Raw genomic sequence first — 516 nt, 5'->3', positions numbered from 1 at the left:
GTCATGTACTTATCCAATCAATTATTGTTCCCTAGCCTCTTAATATGATTAAAACTATCTGTTATTTACTACCATCTTGATCATCATCGTCTTTTCTAGATTTTTTTGCCAAACCGAAGATAGCCAATACTATTGCTACTGCTACTATAAAACCGTTGCTTACAACTCCATCTTCTCCTTTAGTCGGTTGTTTAACGACTTTATCTTGTAAACGATTTTGATGAAGTAAATCGAGGTTGTTTGAGTGATTATCAGCTTGATTACTTTGTGTTTCATTGTGTTGTTCTGAATCAGTATAACCTCTTTGTTCTTGTAAATCATAATCTTTTCCAGTTTTATTAAGCATATTCGTATTTTTTGATTGAGTCACGATTGTATCTTCAGACAAGCTATCACCAATAAATTGACTTTCACTATTTATAGGAGATTGAGAAGTGAAAGTTTCAGATGTACTCATTGATGTGGACGTGCTTGATGAATCTGAAATGCTTGTACTTGTTGAGCCACTTACCGATG

General features: G+C 33.5%; 1 protein-coding gene. It reads right to left on the bottom strand.

Annotated features, from left to right (window positions below):
* Positions 1-61 precede the first annotated feature (61 nt).
* Positions 62-516: hypothetical protein (locus tag AC1DG9_RS27705; RefSeq protein WP_477635785.1), on the bottom strand; the 455-nt coding region annotated here is incomplete at its 5' end.

The sequence above is a fragment of the Pedobacter sp. 05L430 genome, assembly GCF_056397585.1.
This window is presented reverse-complemented; position numbering and strand designations above follow the sequence as displayed.